This window comes from Streptomyces sp. NPDC037013 (assembly GCF_055607265.1).
This window is the reverse complement of the sequence record NZ_JBVJRV010000002.1, coordinates 237,639-254,125: the sequence shown is the minus strand read 5'-3', so window position 1 is coordinate 254,125 and position 16,487 is coordinate 237,639. Positions and strand designations below refer to the sequence as shown.

The following is a 16,487-nucleotide window of genomic DNA, read 5'->3' as shown; positions in this document are numbered from 1 at the left end:
GGGGCTGCCGCTCCGGTGACGTGCGGCGGGGGTGCTCCGGCGGATGGCTCACGGCCACCCATCAGAACACCCCGGCGCAGCGGCCGCAAAGGCAGGGAGGTGACCCGCCGGTAGGGCTCAGCCCTCCTCGATCTCCCGGACCTCCGCGGTGATCGTCCAGTACTCCTCGTGGGTCTTCAGGAACCTCTTGGTCCACTCGACCGCCTCGGCCATGTCCTTCGCCTGGCAGACCGAGTAGCCGCCGATGACCTCCTTGGTCTCGGTGAACGGCCCGTCGGTGACGGACAGCTCACCCTTGTCCCAGGTCACCCGGGTGCCTTCGGAGGTCGGGCGCAGCCCCGCGGTGTCGAGCATCACCCCGGCCCTGGTGATCTCTTCGAGCAGGGCGCCCATGCGCTCCTGCAGCTCGGGGCTGGGGCCGCCCTCGGGGACGTTGTTCTCGTCGATGCGGATCATCGTCAGGTAGCGCGGCATGGTGGTCTCCCATCGGGTGGCGGCGGGGCTTCTTCCCGCCTCTCACCCCTGCGTCGAACGGGAGACGCCCGTTTCGACATCGTCGCCGAGATTCTTCGAGGTTTCTTTCCGGCACACGGTGCTGCCCCTCGTCCGGGCGGCCGTGCCAGGCTCGCCCGCATGCCCTTCGACCACAACGACCACTACCACCGCCTGCTCCTGCGGCACCTGCCGCAGGAGGGCCGCACCGCCCTCGACGTGGGCTGCGGCACCGGCCGCTTCGCCCGCCGCCTCGCGGCCCGCGGTTACGAGGTCGACGCGCTCGACCCGTCGGCGGAGGTCATCGCCGAGGCCGTCGCCGCGGCGCGGCGCCACGGGCCCGGTGGCTGCGCCCCGCGCTTTCGGCGGGCGGACGTCACCGAGGAGGAGCTGCCCCGTGGCCACTACGACGTGATCACCTGTCTGGCGAGCCTGCACCACATGCCGTTCGCCACGCTCACCCGCCTGCGCGAGGCCCTCGCCCCCGGCGGCGTCCTGCTCGTCCTCGGCTGTTACGCCGGGACGACCTGGTGGGACGTGGTGGCGTCCCCCGCCAATGCGGTGGCCCGGCTGACGGTGTACGCGGCGGAACGGCTGCGCGGCACGGACCCGCCCCCGCTCAAGCCGCCCGTGCGCGCGCCCGAGATGCGGCTCCCGCAGATCCGCGCCGAGGCGGCCCGACTGCTGCCCGGCAGCGAGGTGCGCCAACTGCTCTTCTGGCGCTACCTGCTGACGTACCGGCGGACGGACTAGTCCGTACCGACCGACTCGAACCGCCACCGGTGCACCGGCCGCGTCACCAGCTCCGCCGGGGGCTCCGGCAATTCGGGCAGGTCCGTGTCCCACGCTGCGTCCCACCAGGTGATGACGAGCACCCGGTCCTGCGGCGCCCGGAACGCCTCGCGCCGCAGCGGCTCGGCCGTGCCGCCCGGCCGCTGCTTCCGTGCCCACGCCAGCAGTTCGGCCCCGCACCCCGCCGCGGCACGGGCCTCCCACATCAGCGCGACGGTCATGAGTACAGGTTCTCCTTGCTGACCTCGTGCACGTGGTCGTGGCCGTGGCCGTGGCCGTGCGTGTGTCCCGGCACGTGCGGCTCCGTCACCGGCAGCGACGAGTCCGCCGACAGGTCGAGGGAGGAGGCCGAGCGGTTGCGGGCCACCATCTCGGCGCCGAGGGCCGCGACCATCGCGCCGTTGTCCGTGCACAGCTTCGGACGCGGCACGCGCAGCCGGATGCCCGCCTTCTCGCACCGCTCCTGGGCGAGGGCGCGAAGCCGCGAGTTGGCGGCCACGCCACCGCCGATCATGAGGTGGTCGACGCCCTCGTCCTTGCAGGCCCGCACGGCCTTGCGGGTCAGCACGTCGACGACCGCCTCCTGGAAGGAGGCCGACACGTCCCGTACGGGCACCTCCTCGCCCGCGGCCCGCTTCGCCTCGATCCAGCGGGCGACGGACGTCTTCAGACCGGAGAAGGAGAAGTCGTACGCGGGGTCGCGCGGCCCGGTGAGGCCCCGCGGGAAGGCGATGGCCTCCGGGTCGCCCTCGCGGGCGTAGCGGTCGATGACGGGCCCGCCGGGGAAGCCCAGGTTCAGCACGCGCGCGATCTTGTCGAAGGCCTCGCCCGCCGCGTCGTCGATGGTCGAGCCGAGCGGCCGCACGTCCGAGGTGATGTCGGAGGAGAGCAGCAGCGACGAGTGGCCGCCGGAGACGAGCAGCGCCATGGTCGGCTCGGGCAGCGGCCCGTGCTCCAGCTGGTCGACGCAGATGTGCGAGGCGAGGTGGTTCACGCCGTAGAGGGGCTTGCCGAGGGCGTACGCGTACGCCTTCGCGGCGGAGACGCCGACGAGCAGCGCGCCCGCGAGGCCGGGCCCCGCGGTCACCGCGATGCCGTCGAGGTCCTTGGCGCTCACGCCCGCTTCCTTCAGGGCGCGCTGGATGGTGGGCACCATCGCTTCGAGGTGCGCGCGCGAGGCTACCTCGGGCACGACGCCGCCGAAGCGGGCGTGCTCGTCGACGCTGGAGGCGACGGCGTCCGCGAGCAGGGTGGTGCCGCGGACGATGCCGACGCCGGTCTCGTCGCAGGAGGTCTCGATGCCGAGGACGAGGGGTTCGTCGCGCGAGTCAGCCATGAATCTCGGTTCCTTGTACGCCAGATACGGAGGTGGAGGGATCGGTGCGGCGCATGACCAGGGCGTCCACGTTGCCGGGCTGGTAGTAGCCGCGCCGGAAGCCGATGGGCTCGAAGCCGAAGCGCTCGTACAGCTTCTGCGCCCGGGTGTTGTCGACCCGCACTTCCAGCATCACCTCGGCGCACTCGAAGGCGGTCGCGGCCTGGAGCAGGTCGGTGAGGAGCCGGGCGCCGAGGCCGCTCCCCCAGTGGTCGCGGGCGACGGCGATGGTCTGGACGTCGGCGAGCTCGCCCGAGGCGGCGAGCCCCGCGTAGCCGACGAGGCGGTCGCCGGCCATGGCCACCACGTAGCGGCGGGTGGCCAGCGGCCCGCGCGCGTGGGCGAGTTCGGACCAGAACATGCCGCGTGACCAGGCGTCGTCCGGGAAGAGCTCCTTCTCCAGGGCGAACACCGCGTCAATGTCCCACCAGCGCATCTCGCGCAGCACGGCGGTCTCGGTCACCTGGGTCACTTGGGGGTGACCACCTTGTAGTTCTTGGGCACCTGCGCGTCGGGCCTGCGCAGGTAGAGCGGCCTCGGCTCCAGGAGCTCCTCGCCCGCCGCCAGCCTCTCGGCGGCCAGGGAGGCGAGCGCGGCCGCCGAGACGTGCTCGGGCGCGCGGGCGTCGGGGAAGGTGTCGGGGTAGAGCAGCGCGCCGGCGCCGACCGCGGGCAGCCCCGCGACATCGGCGGCGATCTCCGCGGGCCGGTCGACGGCAGGTTCACCCGTACGGGTGCGGGCGTCGTCGTAGCGCGCCCAGTACACCTCCTTGCGGCGGGCGTCGGTGGCCACCACGAAGGGGCCGCCTTCGATGCCGGAGGCGTACGCGAGGCCGTCCAGCGTGCACACGCCGTGCACGGGGACGCCGAGCGCGAGGCCGAAGGTGTCCGCGGTCATCAGGCCGACCCGCAGGCCGGTGTAGGGGCCGGGGCCCACACCGGCGACGATGCCGGTCACGGCGTCCAGGCCGAGGCCGGCGTCGGCGAGCACCCGGTCGACGGCGGGCAGCAGCAGTTCTCCGTGGCGCCGCGCGTCGACCTGGCTCGACTCCGCGATGACGGAGGAGCCGTCGTGGAGTGCGACGGTGACGGCGGGCGTTGCGGTATCCAGAGCGAGCAAGAGCACGCGAACAGCCTACGGCTCCCGGGCGCGCCGCACGGCCGGACCGCCATGGGGGTGCGGCTCCCGCGGGGGCGGGGTGCGGCTGCCCCGGGATGGGGCACGGCTGCTGCTACCGTCAACTCCGTAGCCGTACGCAGTACGAAGAGGTGGGTGGCGAAGGTGTCAAGGAGCAGCTCGGGATGGGTGGCCGGGCTCACCGCCGCCGCGCTCGCGGCCGTGGGTTTCCTCGCCTACCAGGCTTCGGCCAGCGCGCCGGACGCCCGGGCGCAGCACCCCGACAAGACCTCCCCCTCGGCCGCCGCGCCGCGCTCCCCCAAGGAGAAGGCGGACCCGAAGCGGGTACCCGCGCACTCCGGGGAGGGCCAGCGGGTGGTGTACTCCGTGGGCGAGGACCGCGTCTGGCTGGTCGAGGCCTCCGGAAAGCTGCTGGCCACGTACGAGGTCACGCCGGGCACGGTCGACCCCGCGCCGGGCACCTACACCGTCACCTCGCGCACCGGCTCCGTCATCGGCACGGACGGCGCGCCGATCGAGCACGTCGTGCGGTTCACGACGGTCGGCGACACGTCGATCGGCTTCAGCGCGCAGGTCAACGGCTCGACGCCGAAGCCGGACCCGTCCAAGAAGACCGGTGGCATCCGCGAGTCACGGGCGGACGGCAACGCGATGTGGGAGTTCGCGACGCGCGACCGCAAGGTCGTCGTCATCCCCTGACCCGCCGTGATCAGCGGGACGGCTGCCGCTCCGTGGCGGAGTGCTGGTGGGCCGGGCGGCCGGGCGGGGTGGAGACCGCGCTCGCCGCGGCGCAGGACGCCAGCAGGTCACTCATCGACAGGTGCGGGGGCCCCGGGGCGGCCGACGGTCCCGGCAGCCGGTGCGACTGCGGCTGTACGTCACGTTCTGAAGCCGACATGGATGCCTCCTGGGGGCTCCGGGGGCAGCGTGGTTAGGTAGACCTAACCAGTACTGGTATCCATGTGACCACGCGCGACACACGCAACGCAACATTTTGCCGACGTCTTGTCGGAACGTTCGGGTGAACGTACGAGAGCGGGCCGCCGGGCGACGGGCACGCGGCGGCCCGCAGAAGCGGAGCGGTGGCCTCAGGCCGAGAGCGACGCCAGATCGGCCTCGGCCCAGCGGCGCCCGAGCCCGGTGAGCGTCACCTCGCGCACCTCGTCCGTCGTGTCCCCCACCGCACGGTCGATGACGACGTGCAGCCGGTCGTCCGAGAGCTCCTCGACCTTGCCGTCGCCCCACTCCACGACGATCACCGAATCGGGGAGCGAGACGTCGAGGTCCAGGTCCTCCATCTCGTCGAGCCCGCCGCCCAGGCGGTACGCGTCGACGTGCACGAGGGCCGGTCCTCCGCCGAGCGGCGGGTGGACGCGGGCGATGACGAACGTCGGCGAGGTGACGGCGCCGCGCACGCCGAGACCCTCGCCGAGACCGCGGGTCAGGGTCGTCTTGCCGGCGCCGAGCTCGCCCGTGAGCATGACGAGGTCGCCGGGGCGCAGCAGCTTGGCCAGGCGGCGGCCCAACTCGCCCATCTGCTCCGGGGAGTTGACCGTGGTCTTGAGTTCGGCGGCGGGGGCCGGGTGGTGCGGTGCTTCCATACCGACCACGGTAGCGGCTGGCGGACACCGCCCGGGCCCGCGCGGCCCGCACACCCGGCCGGGCAATCAGCCCCGCGCGCCGCCCGCCCGGTCGGCCGCCGGGACGGCCCCCGCCCGCACCAGCAGGTCCGCGAGACGGTCCGTGACCACCTCCGGGTGCTCCAGCATGACCAGGTGGCCGGCGTCCGGCACCAGGACCAGCTCGGCGTCGGGCAGCAGCCGGGCGATCGCCTCGCTGTGCTCGCTCGGCGTGACCAGGTCCTTGTCGCCGGCGAGCACGAGCACCGGCAGGTCGGCGAAGTGCTTGAGCGCCTCCGCCTTGTCGTGCTCGGCGAAGGCCGGATAGAACTCCGCGACCACGTCGATCGGCGTCGCCTCGATCATCCGCTCCGCGAACCGCGCGATGGCCGGGTCCACGTCCTTGCGGGAGAACGAGTAGCGCTTGATGACCCCCGCGAAGAGGTCCGCGGTGGCCCGCCGCCCCTTCTCCACCAGCTCGGCCTGCGAACCGAGCGCGCGCAGCACGCCGGGCAGCACCCGCCGCACCGCGTTCATCCCCGCCACCGGGAGCCCGAAGTTCACCTGACCGAGCTGCCCCGACGACGTCCCGACCAGGGCCACGCCCACCACGCGCTCCCGGATCAGCTCCGGGAACTGGTCGGCGAGGGCCATGGTCGTCATGCCGCCCATGGAGTGCCCGACGAGGACGAGCGGGCCCTCGGGCACGGCGGCGTCGATGACCGCCTTCAGGTCGCGCCCCAGCTGGTCGATGGAGACCGGCACGCCCCGCTCCAGCTGGTCGGCCCCGCGCCCCGAGCGCGCGTGGCTGCGCTGGTCCCAGTAGACGGCGCGCACGACACCGCGCAGGGCGGCCCGCTGGAAGTGCCAGGAGTCCTGGCTCAGGCAGTAGCCGTGGCTGAAGACGACGGTGACCGGAGCGGGGGCCCGGCGTCCGAAGAGCCGGCGCCGCCGCGCCACCTGGTCGCTCTGCGCCTCGACCTCCTCGACCTCGTAGGAGAGCTCCGTGCCGTCGTCCGCGTACGCCGTGCCGGGCATGCCGCGCAGCGAGCCGTACGGGCCCGATGCGTCCAGCGCGAGCCGCGCCTTCTTGCGCATACCGCGGCCGACGGTGAGCCGCTCTATGGCGACACCCGCGGCCGCGCCCGCCGCGATGACGCCTATCGCGGCGCCCGCCAATCCGGCCCTGCGCCAGCTCCCCGCCGCGGCGGCGGCCTCCGTCACCGCTTCCGCCGCGGCCGCCCCCGCGCTGCTCTCGCTCACGTGCCGCTCCTCGTCAGTCGTCGGTCCGCTCGTTCACATGGACGCGCGGGACGCGCGATCCGATGCGGGTGACGATCTCGTAGGCGATGGTGCCCGCGGCCTTGGCCCAGTCCTCGGCGGTCGGCTCGCCGCGGTCGCCGGGGCCGAACAGCACCGCCTCCGTGCCCACTTCGGGCTCGTCCCCGCCGAGGTCGACGACGAACTGGTCCATCGCCACCCGGCCCGCGACCGTCCGCCACTTGCCGCCGACGAGGACCGGACCGGTGCCGGAGGCGTGCCGCGGGATGCCGTCGCCGTACCCGGCCGGGACCAGACCCAGGGTCGTCTCGCCGGGGGTGACGTAGTGGTGGCCGTAGCTCACACCGTGGCCGGCCGGGGCGTGCTTCACGTGGGCCAGCGAGGCGGAGAGCGTCATCACGGGCCGCAGCCCGAACTCCTGCGGGGTGCCCACCTCGGGGCTCGGCGAGATGCCGTACATCGCGATGCCCGGACGGACCAGGTCGAAGTGGGTCTCCGGGAGCGTGAGCGTCCCCGGGGAGTTGGCGATGTGCCGCACCTCGGGCCGGATCCCCCGCTCCTCGGCGTACGCGACCATCTCGCGGAAGACGGTCAGCTGGGCGGCGATCGAGGGGTGCCCCGGCTCGTCGGCACAGGCGAAGTGCGACCAGAGGCCGGTGACCTCGACCAGCCCCTCGGCCTCGGCGCGCAACGACTCGGCGACCAGCTCGGGCCAGTCGGCCGGCATGCAGCCGTTGCGTCCGAGACCCGTGTCGGCCTTCAGCTGGACGCGCGCGGTCCGCCCGGCCGCGCGGGCGGCGGCGCTCACCTCGCGCAGCGCCCACAGGGCGCTCACCGACATGTCCAGATCGGCCTCGACGCCCTCGCGCCACGGGCCGCCCGGCGTCCACAGCCAGCACATGATCCGCCCGGGCACGCCCGCCGCGCGCACGGCCAGGGCCTCCTCCGGTGTGGCGGTGCCGATCCAGGTGGCACCCGCCTGCCGGGCGGCCCTGGCACAGGGCACCATCCCGTGTCCGTACGCGTCCGCCTTGACGACCGCCATGAACGCGGCGTCCGGCGCGTGGGCGCGCAGCGAGCGCACGTTGGCGCGGAGGGCGGCGAGGTCGATCTCGGCGCGGACACGGAAAGGGGCTGTCTCGTTCATCGCGGACAAGTGTCTCAGAGGCCGTCGCGCGGGCCCGCGCCAGCGGGTTCGCGGGCCCGGACGGGGGGCGGTCGGTGCGTGGAGGACGCGGGCCGACAGTGGACGGAGGACCCGGCGCACCGGTGCTATTCGGCAGGCCGGACTTCCACGACGTCATACCGGGCATGGCGGTCGCTGGACCATTGCTGCATACGTTCCGCCACCGGACCGGCGAGGACCCAGGTGGCCAGGCTCACGCCTCCGCCGATCACCATGCCCTGGGTGGACGGGTCCGCCAGAGTGGAGGCGGCGCCGCTGCCGACGCTGATGACCGCATTGACGTAGAGGGAGGAGCTCGCACGGGGCGAGGCGGTCCGGCTTCCGAGCCTGTCGCCGATCCCCTGGAGGCTCTCCACGTCCCAGTTCTCCCACCAGTTGTGCAGCTCCTCACTGAAGTCCTCGAGGAATCCGTCCCACTCCTCGGCGGTCATCCGTCCGAGCTGTTCCCGGAAGTCGTGCGGATAGACGACGGTCCGGACCGGATCCCTCAGCCTGAGGGACGCTTTGCGCCGGACACCGCGCAGATCCGCGGAGCCCTCGCTGGAGAACATGGCGTGTTCGGCCCGGGCGATCGTGCGGTAGTAGCAGCGGTCGAAGGCGAGCTCGAGCTGAAGCGCGTCGTCCCGCTCCGCCGCGTCGGCCTGGTCGAGCCGCTCTATCTCCCGCCACACCAGGCTTCGGCGACGTATCCCCGTCCGGACGTCCAGCGTCGCGGGCGAGGCGATGCGGGAGGCGACGGACCGCCCGGACGAGGTCAGCAGGGCCAAGTCCGTGAAGCCCTCCATGGCGAAGGACTGCGTGTCGTCCCCGTACGGCTGTGCCGGGCGGGTGACCAGACTGCCCTGCCGCTCCGCGTCGACCCAGTAGTGCCATGAGTCGCGGATGCGTTCACATTCGGTGACGGGAATGATGCGGGTGTCCTTGATCAGACCGAAGAGCCCCTCCACCACTCCGTCCCGCGCGCAGCGGCGGTCGACCTCGTCACGGGTGGCGCTCGCGGCGAGGGCGTCCTGAAGGGCCGTGCGTTGCGGCCGGGAAGCGGCCAGCGATGAGAACAGGAACGGCCGCGAAATCATGTCCCGTAAGGAGTCTTCCAGACTGTTGCCGGATACGGTGACCTCGAAGGGGAGAATGCGCACCCTTCCGGTCAGTACGCCACTGATACGGTCGACATATCGGTCATTGGCGATGAGGTGGAAGAGGCATCCGTCCAGCAGCTGGGCATAGGTCTGAAGTCGCCGCGGGCTGCGAATGGCATCCCAGCGCAATTGCCCGATGATCGACACACCGACGTGCGGCCGCACCAGTCTCGTCACGTCGTCGCTCGACCCGAGAAGCATGTCGCGCTGGCGGACGGAATCGTAGTACTGAGACAAGAGCGGTGGAATCATCAGGCGCGTCTCGCTCTTTTTCAGACCTCAGTGACCTGTGCCTGAGATCGGGACACCGGATTAGCACGTTCCCGGCAGCGCTGTCCAGCCGATGGCAATTTTTGGCGCTTGACCCGAACCGCACCCAGGCAACCGGTGAACGCAAGAGGAAATCGTCGATCAGTGTGACGGACGAGTCTGCGTCGGCCGTGTCCACCAAGGGTGATGCGCGCACGACCGCCTCCCCCATCGAGGTCCGGGCGTAGCGTATGGGGGCACACCGCCTGCATCTGACGGAGGGGCCGATGAGCACCGCACCATCCCGCATGGCAGGGAAGTCGTGCCTGGTCACCGGCGCAGCGAGCGGAATCGGGCGGGCGACCGTCAAGGTGCTCGTCCGCGAGGGCGGAACCGTCGTGGCCATGGACTGGAACGAGCCGCTGCTGAACGACCTCAAGGAGGAATGGGACGACCAAGGCCTGAAGATTTCCGTGGTCCGCGGCGACGTCTCACACGTGAGCGACGTCCGGCACGCCATCCGCACCGCCGTGGAAACCGGCGGCCGTCTCGATGTTCTCGTGGCGAACGCGGGAATCATCCCACTGACCGGAATCGCCGAATCCACCCCTGAGGACTGGGAGAGGGTCATGGCGATAGACGGAAAGGGAATGTTCCTCTGCTGCAAGTACGCGATCGAAGAGATGCGCAAGGGCGGCGGAGGATCAATCGTATGCACGTCCTCGGTCTCCGGCGTGGCGGGACAGCGGAACCAGGCGGTGTACGGGCCGGCGAAATTCCTGGCTTCGGGCCTGACGAAACACCTCGCGGTGGAATGCGCCGGCGACGGCATCAGGGTAAACGCCGTGGCACCCGGAACCATCATGACCGAACGCGTAAAAGAATTGCGCGACTCCCCCGGTGGGGATGATTACATCGCGTCCATGGTCGGCGCCCATCCCCTGGGGCGGCTGGGCGAGCCGCGCGAAGTGGCCGCGGCCATCGCCTTCCTCGCTTCGGACGAGGCGTCCTTCATCACCGGGGTGGTCCTGCCGGTGGACGGCGGTTACCTGGCGCAGTGAGCGCCTTCACCGCCGGCCACCACGACCCGCTGTCACGACGGAGTCCGCTCGGGGCGCCGGATCTCCCGCCACACGGCCGGAATCGCGTCGGCCACGTCGTGCGCGCCCACCGGCGCCCCGTGCGCCGCGTGCCGTCCCGCCAGGCCGTGCAGGTACGCGCCGACGGACCCCGCGTCCCTGGCGTCGAGCCCCGCGGCCAGCAGGGAACCGGCGAGCCCCGACAGCACGTCGCCGCTGCCCGCCGTGGCCAGCCAGGGCGTCCCCGTGGGGTTGGCGCGCACCGGGCCCTCCGCCGAGGCGATCAGCGTGGTCGACCCCTTCAGGAGCACCGTCGCCCCGTACCGCCGCGCCAGCTCCCGCACCGCGGCCAGCCGGCCCGCCTCGACCTCCTCGCGCGCCACACCGAGCAGCGCGGCGGCCTCCCCGGCGTGCGGCGTGAGCAGCGTCGGCGCGCGCCGCGCCCGGACCTCCCGCTCGTCCGCGAGCCGCAGCCCGTCCGCGTCGATCAGCACCGGTACGTCGGAGGCGACCACGTCCCGCAGCCGCTCCTCGTCGTCGCCCAGCCCCGGCCCCACGGCCCAGGCCTGCACGCGGCCCGCCTTCCACGGCGGCCCCGGCGACACCAGCACCTCGGGGAACCGGGCGATGACGGCGTCCGCGGCAGGCCCCACATACCGCACCGCCCCCGCGCCGCCGCGCAGGGCGCCCGCCACGGCGAGCACGGCCGCGCCCGGGTACCGCGCGGACCCGGCGACGATGCCGACGACCCCGCGCCGGTACTTGTCGCTCTCCCCGCCCGGCTCGGGCAGCAGCCGCGCCACGTCCGCGAAGTGCAGGGACTCCACCTCGCAGGCGTCGTCCGCGAGTTCGAGCCCGATGTCGACGAGCCGGACGACACCGGCGTGCTCCCGGGCCGGGTCGATCAGCAGCCCCGGCTTGTACGCCCCGAAGGTCACCGTCACATCGGCGCGCACGGCCTCCCCCGGCACCTCGCCCGTGTCGGCGTCCACGCCACTGGGCAGGTCCACGGCGACGACCAGCGCGTCCCGCGCGGCGGCGACCAGCCGAGCCGCCCGCTCCCTGAGCCCGCCGCGCCCCCCGATGCCCACGATCCCGTCGACCACGAGCCGGGCCCCGCCGACCACCCGCTCGGCCCGCTCCTCCCCGGCGTCCACGACGAGGCCACCGGCGGCACGGAGCGCGGCGAGCCCGCGGGGGTGCGTGCGCTCCGGGGCGAGCAGTACGGCGGTGACGCCCGCGCCGCGCCGGGCGAGCCGGGCCCCCGCGTACAGGGCGTCGCCGCCGTTGTCACCACTGCCGACCAGCAGGGCGACCCGTGATCCGTACACCTTGCCGAGCAGCTGCGCGCACTCGGCGGCGAGGCCCGCCGCGGCGCGCCGCATCAACACGTCTTCGGGCCCCTGGGCCATGAGCACGCGCTCGCTCTCCCGAACGCTCTCCACGCTGTACGCACTCCGCATGCCCCCAGTCTCCCCCGCACCCAGGGGGTTCACCGCCCGGGTCGGGCGGGGTTGCTCCCCGCCGCCCCGCGCGGCCCCGAACAAGCCCGCCGCTCCGCGGCGGATACCTCCCATCCACCCACCCGTTTACCCCGCACCGCAGGGTTGGGGTAGGGGCGGGGTGGGGGTGGGTCTGCCCGCGCCGCAGGGGGTCGGGGCGGGGGTGGGGGTGGGTTTACCCGCGCCGCAGGGAGTCGGGGCGGGGGTGGGGGTGGGTTTACCCGCACCGCAGGGAGTCGGGGCGGGGGTGGGGGTGAGTTTACCCGCGCCGCAGGGGGTCGGGGCGGGGGTGGGGGTGGGTTTACCCGCGCCGCAGGGGGTCGGGTGGGGGTGGGTTTACCCGCACCGCAGGGAGTCGGGGCGGGGGTGGGGGTGGGTTTACCCGCACCGCAGGGGGTCGGGGCGGGGGTGGGGGTGGGTTTACCCGCGCCGCGGGGGCCGGGTGGGGGTGGCTTTACCCGCACCGCAGGGAGTCGGGGCGGGCAGGTATACCCCGCGACGCCGGTCAGGGACGGTCCCGGCGGGAGCTACCCCCACCGGGCCGCAGCCGCGATCGAGACGGGAGGGGACGTGGGGGTATGTGCGCACGGAGCACCGAGCGAACCATGGCGTCTTTGTTCGTGCAGCGTGGCGCAGGGATAGCGAGTACGCACATACCCCCGCGGCCCCGACCCACAACCGAACAGCCCGCGCAGACCCCAGCCCAAGCGAAGCCGCACACGCAGCCGCACACACCTCCCGCCCCTACCCCTCCGCCACCACCACCGCCGAAGCCACCCCCGCGTCATGGCTCAGCGACACGTGCCACGAGCGGACCCCCAGGACGGACGCCCGGTCGGCCACCGTTCCCCGGACCCGCAGCCGCGGCTGCCCGCTCTCCTCCACGTACACCTCGGCATCCGTCCACCGGAGCCCACTGGGCGCCCCCAGCGCCTTGGCCAGCGCCTCCTTCGCCGCGAACCGCGCCGCCAGTGAGGCGATCCCCCGCCGTTCCCCGCCCGGCAGCAGCAGCTCGCTCTCCACGAAGAGCCGCTCGGCCATCCCCGGCGTCCGCTCCAGCGCCGCCGCGAACCGGTCGATCTCCGCGACGTCGATACCAACCCCAATAATCACCGGATCAGCGTGACACAGGTGACGTACCCCACCCCCCGCCCGACCCCCCGCCGCGTTCAAACAGCCGTAACAATGGACTGTGATCTCTTCGGTCTCCGTGCCCCCGACGGCACCCAGGAGCGCCCACCGGCCGAAGCCGGAGGCGACTCCCTACCTCGACCTCACCCGCACCGAGTGGAGCGCGCTTCGCGAGAAGACGCCTCTGCCCCTGACGGCGGAGGAGGTGGAGCAGCTCCGCGGCCTCGGTGACGTCATCGACCTGGACGAGGTCCGCGACATCTACCTCCCGCTCTCCCGCCTCCTGAACCTCTACGTCGGCGCGACGGACGGCCTGCGCGGAGCGCTCAACACCTTCCTCGGCGAGAAGGGTTCCCAGTCGGGCACCCCCTTCGTCATAGGAGTCGCCGGCTCCGTCGCGGTCGGCAAGTCCACCGTCGCCCGCCTCCTGCAGGCCCTGCTCTCCCGCTGGCCGGAACACCCCCGCGTGGAGCGGGTCACGACGGACGGCTTCCTGCTCCCCACCAAGGAGCTTCAGGCCCGCGGCCTGATGTCCCGCAAGGGCTTCCCGGAGTCGTACGACCGCCGCGCGCTCACCCGTTTCGTCGCGGACATCAAGGCCGGCAAGGACGAGGTGACGGCCCCCGTCTACTCGCACCTGATCTACGACATCGTGCCGGACCGGCGCCTGACGGTGCGCCGCCCGGACATCCTCATCGTGGAGGGCCTGAACGTCCTGCAGCCCGCGCTGCCCGGCAAGGACGGCCGTACCCGCGTGGGCCTCGCGGACTACTTCGACTTCAGCGTGTACGTCGACGCCCGCGCGGACGACATCGAGCGCTGGTACCTGAACCGCTTCAAGAAGCTGCGCCAGACGGCCTTCCAGGACCCCTCCTCGTACTTCCGCAAGTACACCCAGGTGTCGGAGGAGGAGGCGCTCGACTACGCCCGCACCACCTGGCGCACCATCAACAAGCTGAACCTCGTGGAGAACGTGGCCCCCACCCGCAGCCGCGCCACGCTCGTCGTCCGCAAGGGCCCCGACCACAAGGTGCAGCGCCTGAGCCTGCGCAAGCTGTGACCGGAACCCCGGTCGACCCCGTTAACCTGCGCACATGCTGCATCTGCGCCTGATCACACCGCCGGACATCACCGAGGACGCGGTGCGCCTGATCGAGCGCACGGTCGGTGCCACCCATCTCGCGGTGGTGCCCGGCGCGGCCCGCAACCCCGTGGGCGACGTCGTCATGTGCGACGTGGCCCGGGAGGCGGGCGACGGCCTGCTCCGCGGGCTGCGCGCGCTCGGCATCGACGAGTCGGGCTCGATCGCGGTGGAGAACATCGACCTGTCGCTCTCCCGCCGCGCCGACAAGGCGGAGGAGGAGGCGCCGGGCGAGGGGGCGGACGCGGTGCTCTGGGAGCACCTGGCCGAGGCGACGCACGAGGAGTCCACGCTCTCCATCACCTACGTCGCCTTCATCACGCTCGCCACGATGATCGCGGCGTGCGGCGTCGTGCTCGACAACGCGATCCTCGTCGTGGGAGCGATGGCGGTGGGACCCGAGTTCGGACCGCTCGCGGGGTTCTGCACGGCGCTGGTCCAGCGCGCTCCCCGGCTGGCCCTGCGCTCACTGACCGCGCTGCTCGTGGGCTTCGCGGTGGCCATGGCGGTGACGGTCGGGTTCAGCCTGTTCATGGACGCGATGGGGCTGTTCAGCGACGGCGCCCTCAAGGCGGAGCGGCCGAACACCAACTTCGTCTACCGCCCCGACTGGTTCTCGTTCGTGGTGGCGGTCCTCGCGGGCGCCGCGGGCACGCTCTCCCTCACCTCGGCGAAGTCGGGTGCCCTGGTCGGCGTGGCGATCTCGGTGACGACGGTCCCCGCGGCGGCGAACGCCGCGGTCGCCTTCGGCTACAGCGAGTACAAGCAGGCCTGGGGCTCCACCGAGCAGCTCCTGCTCAACCTGCTCGGCATCGTCCTGGCCGGTACGGCGACGCTGCTGGCCCAGAAGCTCCTCTGGGCCCAGCAGCGCCGGCGGACGGCCAGGACGGCGCACACGTGGCCGAAGGCCCCGTGACCGGCCCGGCCGCCGAGGGGTTCTCAGAGCCCCCGGGGCCTTAGCCCAGCGCCGACTTCACCACGTCGGCGAGGCGGCCTGCCACGGACCGCGCCTGCTCGATGTCGGCGGCCTCGACCATCACCCGTACCAGCGGCTCGGTCCCGGAGGGGCGCAGCAGCACCCGTCCCGTGGAGCCCAGCTCGCGCTCGGCGTCGGCGACGGCGGCGGACAGCTCCGCCGAGGTCTTCACGCGCGACTTGTCGACGTCGGGGACGTTGATCAGCACCTGCGGGAGCCGCTCCATGACGCTCGCCAGGTCCGCGAGCGTCCGGCCGGTCTCGGCGACCCGGGCCGCGAGCAGCAGCCCGGTCAGCGTGCCGTCGCCGGTGGTGGCGTGGTCGAGGACGATCACGTGCCCGGACTGCTCGCCGCCGAGGGCGAAGCCGTGCTCCTTCATCGCCTCCAGGACGTACCGGTCGCCGACGCCGGTCTGCACCAGGGAGAGCCCCTGGGCCTCCATGGCGAGCTTGAAGCCGAGGTTGGACATGACCGTGGCGACAACGGTGTCGTGACGCAGCGTGCCGTGCTCCCGCATGGCGAGGGCGAGCACGGCGAGGATCTGGTCGCCGTCGACCTCGGCGCCGGTGTGGTCCACGGCGAGGCACCGGTCGGCGTCCCCGTCGTGCGCGATGCCGAAGTCGGCCTTGTGCTCGACGACGGCGGCCTTGAGCAGCTCCAGGTGGGTGGAGCCGCAGCCGTCGTTGATGTTCAGGCCGTCGGGCCGGGCGCCGATCGTGATGACCTCGGCACCGGCGCGGGCGAATGCCTCGGGCGAGACGCGGGCGGCGGCGCCGTGCGCCTCGTCGAGGACGATCTTCAGCCCGTCGAGGCGGTTGGGCAGCACCCCGATGAGGTGGGCGACGTACTGGTCGAGGCCCTGGTCGTACGAGGTGACGCGGCCGACGCCGGAACCGGTGGGCCGCTGCCAGGGGGCGCCGGTGCGGTGCTCCTCGTAGACGGACTCGATGCGGTCCTCCAGCTCGTCGGCGAGCTTGTGGCCGCCGCGGGCGAAGAACTTGATGCCGTTGTCGGGCATGGCGTTGTGGCTGGCGGAGAGCATGACACCGAGGTCGGCGCCCAGCGCACCGGTGAGATGGGCCACCGCGGGGGTGGGCAGCACACCGACGCGCAGGACGTCCACGCCCGCGCTCGCGAGACCCGCGACCACCGCCGCTTCCAGGAACTCCCCGGACGCGCGCGGGTCACGCCCGACCACGGCTTTCGGCCGGTGGCCTTCAAAGGTGCCCGCCTCGGCCAGTACGTGCGCCGCCGCCACGGAGAGTCCGAGCGCGAGCTCGGCCGTCAGATCCGCGTTGGCGACACCACGCACGCCGTCCGTGCCGAAGAGTCGTCCCACTGCTGTCCTCCGAACGTTCAAAAAACGAATTGCCTCAGGGGTTCCTGAA

At 72.7% G+C, this 16,487-nt stretch carries 18 protein-coding genes; 5 read left to right on the top strand and 13 right to left on the bottom strand.

Annotated elements, in window-relative coordinates; all coding sequences use genetic code 11:
* Window positions 1–117: 117 nt before the first annotated feature.
* The gene (locus ACZ7DY_RS06355) at window positions 118–474 is read right to left on the bottom strand and encodes a YciI family protein (RefSeq protein WP_471130777.1); all 357 of its coding nucleotides are present in this window, start codon (window positions 472–474) and stop codon (window positions 118–120) included.
* A 159-nt stretch (window positions 475–633) separates the two neighbouring features.
* On the opposite strand from ACZ7DY_RS06355, the gene ACZ7DY_RS06350 reads away from it, so the two are divergent.
* The gene (locus ACZ7DY_RS06350; RefSeq protein WP_471130774.1) at window positions 634–1,245 is read left to right on the top strand and encodes a class I SAM-dependent methyltransferase; all 612 of its coding nucleotides are present in this window, start codon (window positions 634–636) and stop codon (window positions 1,243–1,245) included.
* On the opposite strand, the gene ACZ7DY_RS06345 is transcribed toward ACZ7DY_RS06350, so the two are convergent.
* The 4 genes from ACZ7DY_RS06345 to tsaB are packed head-to-tail and all read right to left on the bottom strand — an operon-like array spanning window position 1,242 to window position 3,784.
* Window positions 1,242–1,505: a hypothetical protein gene (locus ACZ7DY_RS06345; RefSeq protein ID WP_471130772.1), complete on the bottom strand. Its 264-nt coding sequence runs from the start codon at window positions 1,503–1,505 to the stop codon at window positions 1,242–1,244. The two genes, ACZ7DY_RS06350 and ACZ7DY_RS06345, sit on opposite strands and share 4 nt — an antisense overlap.
* Entirely contained in the window at window positions 1,502–2,620 is a 1,119-nt protein-coding gene (gene tsaD / locus ACZ7DY_RS06340) for a tRNA (adenosine(37)-N6)-threonylcarbamoyltransferase complex transferase subunit TsaD (protein WP_471130770.1), read from the bottom strand. The genes ACZ7DY_RS06345 and tsaD overlap by 4 nt, the downstream gene beginning before the upstream one ends.
* A complete protein-coding gene (gene rimI / locus ACZ7DY_RS06335; RefSeq protein WP_471132339.1) occupies window positions 2,613–3,095 on the bottom strand; it encodes a ribosomal protein S18-alanine N-acetyltransferase in 483 nt (160 codons plus the stop codon). The genes tsaD and rimI overlap by 8 nt, the downstream gene beginning before the upstream one ends.
* Before the next feature lie 32 nt (window positions 3,096–3,127).
* Window positions 3,128–3,784 (bottom strand): tRNA (adenosine(37)-N6)-threonylcarbamoyltransferase complex dimerization subunit type 1 TsaB, encoded by a 657-nt coding sequence (gene tsaB, locus ACZ7DY_RS06330; RefSeq protein ID WP_471130768.1) that lies wholly within the window; start codon window positions 3,782–3,784, stop codon window positions 3,128–3,130.
* A 156-nt stretch (window positions 3,785–3,940) separates the two neighbouring features.
* Here tsaB and ACZ7DY_RS06325 point away from each other — a divergent pair, with 156 nt between their 5' ends.
* The gene (locus ACZ7DY_RS06325; protein ID WP_471130765.1) at window positions 3,941–4,495 is read left to right on the top strand and encodes a hypothetical protein; all 555 of its coding nucleotides are present in this window, start codon (window positions 3,941–3,943) and stop codon (window positions 4,493–4,495) included.
* Window positions 4,496–4,505: 10 nt separating this feature from the next.
* Here the strand turns inward: ACZ7DY_RS06325 and ACZ7DY_RS06320 are convergent, their stop codons facing one another.
* From ACZ7DY_RS06320 to ACZ7DY_RS06300, 5 genes are all read right to left on the bottom strand, one after another.
* Entirely contained in the window at window positions 4,506–4,694 is a 189-nt protein-coding gene (locus tag ACZ7DY_RS06320) for a hypothetical protein (protein WP_471130763.1), read from the bottom strand.
* Between the two features lie 190 nt (window positions 4,695–4,884).
* Window positions 4,885–5,397: a tRNA (adenosine(37)-N6)-threonylcarbamoyltransferase complex ATPase subunit type 1 TsaE gene (tsaE, locus tag ACZ7DY_RS06315; RefSeq protein ID WP_471130760.1), complete on the bottom strand. Its 513-nt coding sequence runs from the start codon at window positions 5,395–5,397 to the stop codon at window positions 4,885–4,887.
* Window positions 5,398–5,463: 66 nt separating this feature from the next.
* Window positions 5,464–6,678, bottom strand: coding sequence for an alpha/beta fold hydrolase (locus ACZ7DY_RS06310; protein ID WP_471130757.1), 1,215 nt, complete (start codon window positions 6,676–6,678; stop codon window positions 5,464–5,466).
* 13 nt (window positions 6,679–6,691) lie between these two features.
* The gene (gene alr / locus ACZ7DY_RS06305) at window positions 6,692–7,843 is read right to left on the bottom strand and encodes an alanine racemase (RefSeq protein ID WP_471130754.1); all 1,152 of its coding nucleotides are present in this window, start codon (window positions 7,841–7,843) and stop codon (window positions 6,692–6,694) included.
* 125 nt (window positions 7,844–7,968) lie between these two features.
* Window positions 7,969–9,273, bottom strand: a complete 1,305-nt coding sequence (locus tag ACZ7DY_RS06300) for a hypothetical protein (protein WP_471130752.1) — start codon at window positions 9,271–9,273, stop codon at window positions 7,969–7,971.
* Window positions 9,274–9,557: 284 nt separating this feature from the next.
* On the opposite strand from ACZ7DY_RS06300, the gene ACZ7DY_RS06295 reads away from it, so the two are divergent.
* Window positions 9,558–10,331, top strand: a complete 774-nt coding sequence (locus tag ACZ7DY_RS06295; RefSeq protein ID WP_471130749.1) for an SDR family NAD(P)-dependent oxidoreductase — start codon at window positions 9,558–9,560, stop codon at window positions 10,329–10,331.
* Between the two features lie 32 nt (window positions 10,332–10,363).
* Here ACZ7DY_RS06295 and ACZ7DY_RS06290 read toward each other — a convergent pair whose 3' ends face one another.
* Complete coding sequence (locus ACZ7DY_RS06290; protein WP_471130747.1) at window positions 10,364–11,812, bottom strand: NAD(P)H-hydrate dehydratase; 1,449 nt, start codon at window positions 11,810–11,812, stop codon at window positions 10,364–10,366.
* 783 nt (window positions 11,813–12,595) lie between these two features.
* Window positions 12,596–12,964 (bottom strand): holo-ACP synthase, encoded by a 369-nt coding sequence (locus ACZ7DY_RS06285; protein ID WP_471130745.1) that lies wholly within the window; start codon window positions 12,962–12,964, stop codon window positions 12,596–12,598.
* 97 nt (window positions 12,965–13,061) lie between these two features.
* Here ACZ7DY_RS06285 and coaA point away from each other — a divergent pair, with 97 nt between their 5' ends.
* Both coaA and ACZ7DY_RS06275 read left to right on the top strand, forming a co-directional pair.
* Window positions 13,062–14,042, top strand: coding sequence for a type I pantothenate kinase (coaA, locus tag ACZ7DY_RS06280; protein WP_471132337.1), 981 nt, complete (start codon window positions 13,062–13,064; stop codon window positions 14,040–14,042).
* Between the two features lie 34 nt (window positions 14,043–14,076).
* On the top strand, window positions 14,077–15,039 hold the full coding sequence (locus ACZ7DY_RS06275) for a DUF389 domain-containing protein (protein ID WP_471130743.1): 963 nt from the start codon (window positions 14,077–14,079) through the stop codon (window positions 15,037–15,039).
* A gap of 40 nt (window positions 15,040–15,079) precedes the next feature.
* Here the strand turns inward: ACZ7DY_RS06275 and glmM are convergent, their stop codons facing one another.
* Window positions 15,080–16,438 carry a phosphoglucosamine mutase gene (gene glmM / locus ACZ7DY_RS06270; RefSeq protein ID WP_471130741.1) on the bottom strand — a complete coding sequence of 453 codons (1,359 nt, stop codon included), beginning with the start codon at window positions 16,436–16,438 and terminating at the stop codon, window positions 15,080–15,082.
* Window positions 16,439–16,487 lie beyond the last annotated feature (49 nt).

Excerpts from the sequence above, each read along its gene's own strand:
- ACZ7DY_RS06355 (WP_471130777.1), bottom strand. The coding sequence starts at position 474 with ATGCCGCGCTACCTGACGATGATCCGCATCGACGAGAACAACGTCCCC.
- ACZ7DY_RS06350 (WP_471130774.1), top strand. The coding sequence starts at position 634 with ATGCCCTTCGACCACAACGACCACTACCACCGCCTGCTCCTGCGGCAC.
- ACZ7DY_RS06345 (WP_471130772.1), bottom strand. The coding sequence starts at position 1,505 with ATGACCGTCGCGCTGATGTGGGAGGCCCGTGCCGCGGCGGGGTGCGGG.
- tsaD (WP_471130770.1), bottom strand. The coding sequence starts at position 2,620 with ATGGCTGACTCGCGCGACGAACCCCTCGTCCTCGGCATCGAGACCTCC.
- rimI (WP_471132339.1), bottom strand. The coding sequence starts at position 3,095 with ATGCGCTGGTGGGACATTGACGCGGTGTTCGCCCTGGAGAAGGAGCTC.
- ACZ7DY_RS06320 (WP_471130763.1), bottom strand. The coding sequence starts at position 4,694 with ATGTCGGCTTCAGAACGTGACGTACAGCCGCAGTCGCACCGGCTGCCG.
- tsaE (WP_471130760.1), bottom strand. The coding sequence starts at position 5,397 with ATGGAAGCACCGCACCACCCGGCCCCCGCCGCCGAACTCAAGACCACG.
- alr (WP_471130754.1), bottom strand. The coding sequence starts at position 7,843 with ATGAACGAGACAGCCCCTTTCCGTGTCCGCGCCGAGATCGACCTCGCC.
- ACZ7DY_RS06300 (WP_471130752.1), bottom strand. The coding sequence starts at position 9,273 with ATGATTCCACCGCTCTTGTCTCAGTACTACGATTCCGTCCGCCAGCGC.
- ACZ7DY_RS06295 (WP_471130749.1), top strand. The coding sequence starts at position 9,558 with ATGAGCACCGCACCATCCCGCATGGCAGGGAAGTCGTGCCTGGTCACC.
- ACZ7DY_RS06290 (WP_471130747.1), bottom strand. The coding sequence starts at position 11,812 with ATGCGGAGTGCGTACAGCGTGGAGAGCGTTCGGGAGAGCGAGCGCGTG.
- ACZ7DY_RS06275 (WP_471130743.1), top strand. The coding sequence starts at position 14,077 with ATGCTGCATCTGCGCCTGATCACACCGCCGGACATCACCGAGGACGCG.